At 39.9% G+C, this 258-nt stretch carries 1 protein-coding gene; it reads left to right on the plus strand.

Annotated elements, in window-relative coordinates:
- The coding region (locus DN064_RS14085; RefSeq protein ID WP_157962328.1) for a hypothetical protein at positions 1 to 258 on the plus strand (258 nt) is incomplete at both ends.

Raw genomic sequence — 258 nt, forward strand, 5'->3', positions numbered from 1 at the left:
CTTCAGGATGTTCAGATGGTGGAGGCGAGGAGCCTAATGATTGTGAGAGCTATGTAGCTTACTACACCGATCACGATGGTGATAACAAGTCCAAAATATTTGGTGTGTCCTTTAATGGAGGAGATGCTGTCTTTACTGAAATTACCACTAGAGATTACGAAGTGCATTTAACGTATAACTCAGATGATGGTTATATCTATACCATCGATGCTGATAATGCCACTTATTTAGAACGTATTGATCCAGTATTTGGAACGG

It is taken from the genome of Winogradskyella aurantiaca, assembly GCF_003362725.1.
Classification (GTDB): Bacteria; Bacteroidota; Bacteroidia; order Flavobacteriales; family Flavobacteriaceae; genus Winogradskyella_A; species Winogradskyella_A aurantiaca.